The following is a 9,454-nucleotide window of genomic DNA, read 5'->3' as shown; positions in this document are numbered from 1 at the left end:
AGAATATAGTTATCTATTTTTGCATTGTTTTCACTTTGCAAAATTGTTCTCAGTTTTTAATATCGGTAAACGGGAATGATATTTCGGTTAACAATAATTGATTGAAAAACTAAACTAAGAAATTGAAGGATTCTTTTAGTTTCGTAATTACTTTTTTAAATAATGAACTATATAATTAATAATATTATTTTTACTTTACTTATTAGGAGAAAATATATGTCAAACCAAGAGATTCCTAAAGACTATGATTTTAAAAAAGAAAAGGTTTGGGAGCAGAAATGGGAAGATGAAAACATCTACAAATACATTGGAGATGGATCTCGTCCTAGATATATTATTGATACTCCCCCACCATACCCAACAGGTGCAATTCACTTAGGACATGTTCTGAATTGGGTTTACATGGACATGGACGCAAGATACAGAAGACAAAAGGGATTCGATGTGCTGTTCCCACAGGGATGGGATTGCCATGGTCTTCCGACTGAAGTGAAAGTTGAAGAAACTTATAATATTAAGAAAAATGATGTTTCAAGAGCACAGTTCAGACAATACTGTATTGATTTAACCGGCAAGAACATTGCAAGCATGAAAAAGGACATGAAAGCGATGGGCTATTCACAGGATTGGACTCGCGAGTTTGTGACAATGACTCCGGAGTACATGAGAAGAACACAGTATTCATTCTTAAAAATGTATGAAGACGGATTGATCTATCAAGGAAAGCACCCTGTAAACTGGTGTCCTCGCTGCCAGACAGCTATTGCCTTTGCAGAAGTCGAATACTCAGACAACACTACATTTTTAAACTATGTTAACTTTCCTCCTGCTGTAGATGATTCATATGAGGATATTGCATCTTCACAGGAATCAGGCAAGCAGGCCGACCCTAAGGATGAGGGCATTCTGATTGCGACAACCCGTCCGGAATTGATGTCTGCCTGTGTGGCTGTTGTAATCCACCCTGAAGATGAAAGATACACTCACCTTTTAGGAAAATATGTGGAAGTGCCTTTATCACATCAAAAGGTAAAAATCATTGCAGATGAAGAAGTTGATCCGGAATTTGGTACAGGTGCAGTAATGATTTGTACATTTGGGGACAAGACTGACGTGAGCTGGGTTCAGAAGTATGATTTGGAAGTCATTGACGTTATTGATGATGCAGGCACATTGACAGCAGCCGCTGGAAGATATGAAGGAATGGACTTGCAATCCTGTAAAAAACAAACCATCGAAGACTTGGATGCTGAAGGATATCTATTAAAACAGGAAGAGGTTGACCAGAATGTAGGGCAATGCTGGAGATGTAAAACTCCTGTTGAAATTCTTCTTAAGGAACAATGGTTTGTAGCAGTCCGTGACTTGATTGAAAAGACCAAAGTTGCTGCAGATGAAATGAGATGGGTGCCGGAACACATGAAATCCCGTATGTTAAACTGGGCGGATTCCATGGATTGGGACTGGTGCATCTCAAGACAAAGAATATTTGCAACACCAATTCCGGTATGGTACTGTAAGGACTGTGGAGCCGTAATCCTGCCTGATGCTGAAGATTTACCGATTGACCCAACAGTTGATAAGCCAAAACATGCCTGCGAGTGTGGATGTGAAGAGTTTATCGCTGAGGAAGATGTGCTTGATACATGGATGGATTCATCAATTTCACCATTGTCCATTGCAGGATGGCCTGATGAGGATTATGTTAATCATTTTCCATCAAATCTACGTCCGCAAGGACATGATATCATCCGTACATGGGCATTCTATACAACTTTACGCTGCATAGCTTTAACCGGCCAAAAACCCTTTGACGATATCGTGATTAATGGTATGGTATTCGGCGAAGATGGAAATAAAATGAGTAAGTCAAGACCTGAATTTGTGGTTGGGCCTGAAGAGGTCATTGAAAAATACGGCGCCGACCCTCTAAGGACTTGGGCAGCTAACAGTGTTCCAGGATCTGATGTAATATTTGACTGGAAAGATATAAAACATGGATACAGGTTCCTTAGGAAATTCTGGAACGCATTCAGATTCATTAGCATGCAAATCTTTGATGAAGAAGTATCATATGAAGATGTTAAGGATAATTTGGGACCAATCGATTTATGGATTCTATCCAAACTCAACAATTTAAATAAGACTGTTGATCAAGCATTTGAAGATTATAATTTCGCCGATACGATCACATCAATTGAAAGGTTCTTCTGGCATGATTTCTGTGACGAATACATTGAAGCCGTAAAATACAGGTTATACACTGATGTTTCAGACGACTCAAGAAGAGCTGCAAAATACACTTTAAGAACGGTTGTTGAAACTTCCTTGAAACTATTAGCCCCTATTGCGCCATTCTTCACAGAAGAGGTTTACCAATACTTCTCTGATGAGTCAATTCACACTACATTATGGCCCGAAGTTCACGATGAATTGATCAGCGAGGAAATGGAAAATAAAGGTGAAACCACTGTTGAGTTAATTGATGAGGTTAGAAGATTCAAATCAGCTTCCAAAATCCCATTGAATGCGGAACTTGCCGAAGTAAATGTATACACTTCAGATGATGCATTGGTTGAAATCTTTAACCAATTCGATGATGATATCAAAGGAACATTAAAAATCAAAGATTTGGCAATCAGCCAAGGAAAACCTGAAGTTCATGTAAAAATCATCGAAGTTGAACCGGACATGTCTCAAATCGGACCAACATTCAAAAAAGATGCCGGTAAAATCATTGGTTATTTGAAATCAACTGACATTGATGAAATAGGTTCTGTTTTAGAAGAATCACATGAACTCACAATTGGCGAAATTGCAGTTCCTGAAGACATGTTAAACATCAAAAAAGAGATTGTCGGGGCATCCGGTAAAAAGGTTGATATCCTACAATCTGAAAACTTGGATATGATTGTTGAAGTAATTAGATAATTACTTCTCTAATTTCTTTTTTTTTAATTTACAGGTCGTTTTCCAATTCACGAATCACTTTTGCAGGAACACCAACTGCCAGTGAATTATCCGGAATGTCTTTGTTAACAACCGCACCTGCACCGACCACAACATTGTTTCCAATTGTAACTCCTGGAAGAATTGTAACATTCCCTCCAAGCCATACATCATCACCAATATGGATTGGACTGGCTTGTGCTAATTCGCTACGCCTTCCTTTAGGGGATAGGGGATGTCCAACGGTAGTAATTAATGTATTTGGTCCAATCATAACATGATTTCCAATATGAACTTCTTTACAGTCTAAAATTGTAATATTGAAGTTTCCGTTAAAGTAATCTCCAATGAAAATGTTTTTTCCATTGTCGCAGTTAAATCCTTTTCCAATCCAAACATTATCTCCAACGCTTCCAAGCATTTCTTCTAAAAATTTGTGCTGTTTTTGCCTGTCAGTTCCATCAATTGAATTATATATTTCACAGTTTCTAATGGCATTCTCCTTAAGGGCATAGACTTTCTCGTCACTGTAACAGTATTCAAGACCCGCTTTCATTTTTTCAATTTCTTTCATAGGTAAATATTTAATGGTTTTTGATTATAAATAATATTGATAGAATGATTCTTAAGGTTAAAAATATTTCAGAAATCGGCGGGGTTGTAAAGGCACCGCCTTCAAAAAGTTATTCCCACAGGGCAGTAATCCTAGCTTCACTGGCTAAAGGAACATCAAAATTATATGATATGTTATATTCTGAAGACACTTTGTCTTCAATAAGAGTGTGTAAAGCCTTAGGAGCTCAAATCAATAAAACTGATGATTATTTGGAAGTTATTGGAACAGGTGGTAAACTCCATAACTCTTCTGCCGAACCAATAGATTTGGCCAATTCGGGAACCACTCTAAGATTGATGACTTCTGTTTCCGCATTGAGCGATAATGAAGTTACATTGACGGGTGATGACTCTTTACAGACCAGGCCGATGGGATTGCTGATGAATGCATTAAAACCTCTAGGAATCAATACAAAATCCTTGAATGATAATGAAAAGGCACCAATATTGATTGAACCGGGTTATGTTGGTGGTGAAACCAATATCTATGGAAATGTTAGCTCACAGTTTATTTCATCCATTTTAATATCTTCGCCATTATCTAGGCAAGGTGTTACCTTATATGTACTGCCTGAATTCAAATCAAAGCCATATGTTAACATGACTTTGGACATAATGAGAAAATTCGGTGTCAAAACATTAAAAGGATATTATTTAAAGCATGATAATTGCGACAAGCAGCACCAAAGTTGCAGGATTGATGAGTTTAAAGTCACTAAACAGGATTATATTGCCGGTGATTATACAGTTGAGGGAGACTACTCATCTGCATCTTATCTTTTAGCGCTAATAGCTATTAATGGTGGAAAAGCTAAGATTAAAAACTTATTTAGAAATTCAAAGCAAGGCGATAAAGTAATTTTGAATATTCTCCAGAAAATGGGTGCTAAAGTCATTCGTGGAGAGGATTATGTTGAAATTGGGTCAGCTGGCAATTTAAAAGCTATTGATGTTGATTTGTCCAATGCTCCAGATTTATTGATAACTGTTGCAGTACTTGCCGCAATGGCGGAAGGCACAACCAACATTACCGGTGTTGCCCATGCAAGGGTCAAGGAAACAGACAGAATAGATACAACCTGTCGTGAACTTGAAAAATTGGGTTGTAAATTAGTTGAAAGAGAAGATGGGATGAGCATTACTGGCGGTGTCTCATCAGGTGTTGTTGATTCCCATGGAGATCACAGGTTGGCCATGGCATTTTCACTGATTGGCCTTAAACATGATATTGAAATTACCAATGGGGAAGTGTTTGATGTGTCATTCCCTAATTTCATTGAATCAATGGCCGAACTTGGATTTGAATTGGAGTTGGTATGTTGAATAAAGAGGAGCGCGTAATTGAACTTATAAATAGATTAGAGGATACTTTTGAGATTAGGACCTTTTTGGATCATGACCCATATAAGGTTTTGATTAGGACAATCTTATCTCAAAGAACCCGTGATGAAAATACGGACCAGGCCACCAATAATTTATTTGAAAAATATCCAGATATTTATGCTGTTGTTGATGCTCCAATTGATGATGTTAAAGAATTGATTAGACCTGCCGGTTTTTACAATGTTAAAGCTGCAAGAATTCAGGAGGTTTCACAAATTTTAATTGATGAGTATGGCGGCGAAGTTCCGGTTACTGTTGAAGAACTTGTAAAGCTTCCGGGTGTTGGCAGAAAAACGGCCAATTGCGTGATGGTTTTTGCCTTTGAGCTTCCCGCAATTCCGGTTGATACACATGTACACAGAATTTCAAATCGATTGGGTCTGGTTGATACAAAAGACCCCGAAGGCACTGAAGTTGAGCTTGCCAAGATTGCTCCAAAGGATTTGTGGATTAAATTAAATGATTTGATGGTTCAATTCGGTCAGAATATCTGCAAACCCATATCTCCTCAGTGTGAAATTTGTCCCTGCACTGAAATTTGCGATTATTTTAAGAACAATGTTCAATAATTTTTAGTCATACCAAAACATTTATAAAGTAAAAGAATACTATATAACAATAGTTATAATAACGTATGTTATATAACTTTAAAATAATTTTTAATATACTATTATGACCAATTAAAATATATAGGAGAAATAGATTATGGCAAATATTCCAGAATTAAAAAGGGGAGTTTTAGATAGCATTACTGATGCTATTGGAAACACTCCAATTGTAAGATTAAATAATTTAACAGAAGGATTAGAATCAGAAGTTGATGTAAAAATAGAATCATTCAATCCAACCGGCAGTGTCAAGGATCGTGTTGCGGTTGCAATGATTGAAGATGCGGAAGAAAAAGGTTTGCTTAAACCGGGTTCTACAATCATCGAACCGACAAGTGGAAACACAGGTATCGGACTTGCATTTGCAGCAGCCGCTAAAGGTTATAAATTAATCTTGACAATGCCTGAAACAATGTCCATTGAAAGAAGAAAATTCTTAAGTGTTTTAGGTGCAGAATTGGTTTTAACTCCAGGTGCTGATGGAATGGGAGGGGCCATTGCAAAAGCCAATGAATTAAAAGAGGAAACTCCGGATTCAATTATCCTAGGTCAGTTTGACAACCCGGCAAATGTGAAAATCCACTCTGAAACCACTGCTCAGGAAATCTTAAGGGACACCGAAGGAAAAGTTGATATTGTAATCGGTGGTGTAGGTACAGGCGGAACAATTACTGGTATTGGTAAGGTATTGAAAGAGAAAGTTCCTAGTGTTAAAATTGTTGCAGTAGAACCAAAAGACTCACAAACTTTGGGTAAAGGTGAAAAAGGACCTCACAAAATCCAAGGTATTGGTGCAGGTTTTGTTCCATCCATTTATGATGAAAGTGTAATTGATGAAATCATTCCGGTTGCAAATGAAGATGCCGGAAACACTTTACTAGCTCTTGCTAAAAAAGAAGGTATATTTTCAGGTATTTCATCTGGTGCAGCAACTTGGGCTGCTTTAGAATTAGCTAAAAAAGAAGAAAATAAAGGTAAAAGAATAATAGCTATCTTACCAGACAATGGTGAAAGATATCTCTCTGTTGATTGGTTATTTGAATAAGAATAACTATATATACCATATGTTATATATCTAATGTATATCAATTTGAGGTTTTATCGGATGTTCAATAATTTAAGGGATGAAATTAAAGCCATTAAGCAAAAAGATCCGGCAGCAAGGTCAACATTAGAAATTTTTCTATGTTATCCGGGATTTTATGCATTATTGTTCCATAGAATCAGTCACTGGCTTTGGAATCATTCTTTAAAGCTTTTAGCCCGTATGAATTCTAATTTGGCAAGATTCATCACGGGCATTGAAATTCACCCTGGTGCAACATTTGGTAAACGTGTATTTATTGATCATGGCATGGGTGTTGTTGTTGGTGAAACAGCTATCGTTGGAGATGATGTATTAATTTATCAGGGAGTAATCCTTGGCGGAACTAGTACAGAAAAAACTAAAAGACACCCGACAGTTGAAAAAGGAGTAATTATCGGTGCCGGTGCTAAAGTGATGGGTAACATCACTATCGGAGAATACTCTAAAATTGGTACTGGTGCTGTTGTGCTTAAGGATGTTCCTCCTGAATCAACATGTGTTGGAGTTCCCGGACGTATTGTCAAACGTAAAGGTGTTGTCAACAAAGAAGTTGACCTTGATCATGGAAAACTTCCTGACCCTGTTGCCGATGCTATTAGAACAATCGAAAAACATCTTCAAGAAAACGATAAACGTTTCGAAATTTTATTCGAAAAGCATGAAATTTGTTTAACTGAAGATATTAGAGATGAGCAAGAAGAGTTAGAAGATTTATTTAAGGAGAATGGTGATTGATTATGAAACCACCCTGCGAAATTGTAGTATGGTATGTTATTCCAGCTATTAGATCAGAATTAGCTAAAGAGCTTTTAAATCTAGGCATGAAACAAAAAGACGTTTCTGAGCTTATGGACATCACTCAACCAGCTGTATCCCAGTATATAACTGATAAACGTGGCAGCGGTATTAAACTCGATGATGATGTTAGAGACATGATTAAAGACTTTGCTCGCCAATTATCTGAAGGGGAAGCTACTAAAGCTGATTTAATTCCGAGAACTTGTAAGATATGTAAAAATGTAAAAAATGTGGACGTTTTAGAACAACTTAACATTGACAAATCCGAGCTTGGTGAAGATTGTCAAACTTGTATGGGGTCTGAAGCAAAATAGCAAAATATTGGAAAAAATAGTAAACTATTTAAACTATCATTTACCAATATTTTATTATACTTTTAATTTTGCTGGCAAGTTTACCGAGTGGCTTAGGTGTGTGGCTGCAGACCATAATACGGGGGTTCAAGTCCCTCACTTGCCTTTATTTTGCTTAATGATTATTTTTTTCACGGAGATATTTTTATGGATGTTTATTCTACATTAACTCGTAGTAAAGAGACTTTTGAAACTATAAATAAAAACAGAGTTAATTTATTTGTTTGTGGGCCTACTGTTTATGATGATGCTCATATTGGACATGGAAGAACCTACATCTCTTTTGATACAATTAAAAGATATTTGGAATACAAAGGTTATGCGGTATTTTATATTCAAAACATCACTGACATTGATGATAAAATCATTAATAGGTCAAAAGAAAGTGGAATTCCGGCACATGAGTTAGCTCGCAGGTTTGAGAAAAGGTACATTGAAGACATGAACAAATTAAATGTCAATGGTGTTAACCTATTCGCAAGAGCAACTGATCATGTTGATGAAATATTGGACCAAATTCAAAGATTAATCGATAAGGGATTTGCTTATGAAACCGAGGATGGCGTTTACTTTGAAATCGACAAATTCCCGGAATTTGGCAAGTTGTCTAACAGAAATGTTGAGGAATTGGAATCTCACAGAGACATTGCCGAAACCACTAAGAAAAATCCGCAGGACTTTGCACTTTGGAAAAAACGTGTCGGGGTTGATGAACCTACCTGGCCATCTCCAAGGGGAGACGGAAGGCCTGGTTGGCATATCGAAGATACAGCTATTACCGAATACTACTTCGGACCCCAATATGATGCTCACGGTGGAGGGCTTGACTTAATTTTTCCTCACCACGAAGCAGAAATTACACAAATGGAGGCTGTAAGCGGTAAGGCTCCAATGGTAAAATTCTGGTTGCATACTGGATTTTTAAATGTAAATGGAGAAAAAATGTCAAAATCACTCAATAACTTCATTACCATTCGTGATTTATTAAAAGACTATGAAGCAGAAACCTTCAGATTCTTTGTACTGTCAACTCACTACAGAAGTCCTATTGACTTTTCAAAAGATTCACTTCATCAATCTGAAAAAAGTTTGGACAGAATCAGAAAATACTATGAACTTTTAGATGTTGAAGTTACAGAGGAATTCAATTCCGATTATGATGTTTTAGATAAATGGGTAACCGAGTTCTTTGACAGTATGGATGATGACTTCAACACTCCAAAGGCTATTGCAGCTATCTTCGGATTAATTAATGATTCCAAAAATGAATTGGGTGATTTATCTGATGGGGATAAGATAGCTATTAAATCATTTTTGGATGATGCAGCACATATTTTTGGTGTTAGCTTTGTATCTGAAGAGGTCAATGCAGGTTCAGACGATTTGCTTGATTTGATTTCTGAAGTAAGATCCGAGCTAAGAGCTAACAAACAATATGATTTATCTGATAAGATTAGAGAAAATTTACAATCTTTAGGTTATGAGATAAACGATTAGGGGAATTTTTTCCTTTTAATTATTTTTTTTTAAATTAAAGTCTGTAAAATTATATGGGATTGCAGATTAAATTTTTTACAGATGAAATTTCACTTTGATGAAAATTCGTTCTAATTCTTATCTAATTTTAATAAAATGCTTTAAAAATAGTAAATTACTTTATA

At 36.5% G+C, this 9,454-nt stretch carries 8 protein-coding genes and 1 tRNA gene; 8 read left to right on the top strand and 1 reads right to left on the bottom strand.

What is annotated here, in order from left to right; all coding sequences use genetic code 11:
* Positions 1–216: 216 nt before the first annotated feature.
* The gene (locus tag ACKI4K_RS06380) at positions 217–2,931 is read left to right on the top strand and encodes a valine--tRNA ligase (protein ID WP_407423380.1); all 2,715 of its coding nucleotides are present in this window, start codon (positions 217–219) and stop codon (positions 2,929–2,931) included.
* Positions 2,932–2,959: 28 nt separating this feature from the next.
* Here ACKI4K_RS06380 and ACKI4K_RS06375 read toward each other — a convergent pair whose 3' ends face one another.
* Complete coding sequence (locus tag ACKI4K_RS06375) at positions 2,960–3,523, bottom strand: sugar O-acetyltransferase (protein WP_407423378.1); 564 nt, start codon at positions 3,521–3,523, stop codon at positions 2,960–2,962.
* 44 nt (positions 3,524–3,567) lie between these two features.
* On the opposite strand from ACKI4K_RS06375, the gene aroA reads away from it, so the two are divergent.
* The 7 genes from aroA to cysS all read left to right on the top strand — a co-directional run bounded on the left by aroA (position 3,568) and on the right by cysS (position 9,290).
* A complete protein-coding gene (aroA, locus tag ACKI4K_RS06370) occupies positions 3,568–4,887 on the top strand; it encodes a 3-phosphoshikimate 1-carboxyvinyltransferase (RefSeq protein WP_407423376.1) in 1,320 nt (439 codons plus the stop codon).
* A complete protein-coding gene (nth, locus tag ACKI4K_RS06365) occupies positions 4,881–5,516 on the top strand; it encodes an endonuclease III domain-containing protein (RefSeq protein ID WP_407423374.1) in 636 nt (211 codons plus the stop codon). The genes aroA and nth overlap by 7 nt, the downstream gene beginning before the upstream one ends.
* A gap of 136 nt (positions 5,517–5,652) precedes the next feature.
* Positions 5,653–6,600, top strand: a complete 948-nt coding sequence (gene cysK, locus ACKI4K_RS06360; RefSeq protein WP_407423372.1) for a cysteine synthase A — start codon at positions 5,653–5,655, stop codon at positions 6,598–6,600.
* 60 nt (positions 6,601–6,660) lie between these two features.
* Positions 6,661–7,377 carry a serine O-acetyltransferase gene (gene cysE, locus ACKI4K_RS06355; protein ID WP_407423371.1) on the top strand — a complete coding sequence of 239 codons (717 nt, stop codon included), beginning with the start codon at positions 6,661–6,663 and terminating at the stop codon, positions 7,375–7,377.
* A gap of 2 nt (positions 7,378–7,379) precedes the next feature.
* Positions 7,380–7,754 carry a transcriptional regulator gene (locus ACKI4K_RS06350; RefSeq protein WP_407423369.1) on the top strand — a complete coding sequence of 125 codons (375 nt, stop codon included), beginning with the start codon at positions 7,380–7,382 and terminating at the stop codon, positions 7,752–7,754.
* A 73-nt stretch (positions 7,755–7,827) separates the two neighbouring features.
* Positions 7,828–7,899: transfer RNA gene (locus ACKI4K_RS06345), tRNA-Cys, on the top strand.
* A gap of 41 nt (positions 7,900–7,940) precedes the next feature.
* Complete coding sequence (gene cysS, locus ACKI4K_RS06340) at positions 7,941–9,290, top strand: cysteine--tRNA ligase (protein ID WP_407423367.1); 1,350 nt, start codon at positions 7,941–7,943, stop codon at positions 9,288–9,290.
* Positions 9,291–9,454: the final 164 nt, after the last annotated feature.

It is taken from the genome of Methanobrevibacter sp., assembly GCF_045644645.1.
Classification (GTDB): domain Archaea; phylum Methanobacteriota; class Methanobacteria; order Methanobacteriales; family Methanobacteriaceae; genus Methanocatella.
The sequence above is the reverse complement of the archived record's forward strand: the minus strand, read 5'-3'. Positions and strand labels throughout refer to the sequence as shown.

Excerpts from the sequence above, each read along its gene's own strand:
- ACKI4K_RS06380 (WP_407423380.1), top strand. The coding sequence starts at position 217 with ATGTCAAACCAAGAGATTCCTAAAGACTATGATTTTAAAAAAGAAAAG.
- ACKI4K_RS06375 (WP_407423378.1), bottom strand. The coding sequence starts at position 3,523 with ATGAAAGAAATTGAAAAAATGAAAGCGGGTCTTGAATACTGTTACAGT.
- aroA (WP_407423376.1), top strand. The coding sequence starts at position 3,568 with ATGATTCTTAAGGTTAAAAATATTTCAGAAATCGGCGGGGTTGTAAAG.
- nth (WP_407423374.1), top strand. The coding sequence starts at position 4,881 with ATGTTGAATAAAGAGGAGCGCGTAATTGAACTTATAAATAGATTAGAG.
- cysK (WP_407423372.1), top strand. The coding sequence starts at position 5,653 with ATGGCAAATATTCCAGAATTAAAAAGGGGAGTTTTAGATAGCATTACT.
- cysE (WP_407423371.1), top strand. The coding sequence starts at position 6,661 with ATGTTCAATAATTTAAGGGATGAAATTAAAGCCATTAAGCAAAAAGAT.
- ACKI4K_RS06350 (WP_407423369.1), top strand. The coding sequence starts at position 7,380 with ATGAAACCACCCTGCGAAATTGTAGTATGGTATGTTATTCCAGCTATT.
- cysS (WP_407423367.1), top strand. The coding sequence starts at position 7,941 with ATGGATGTTTATTCTACATTAACTCGTAGTAAAGAGACTTTTGAAACT.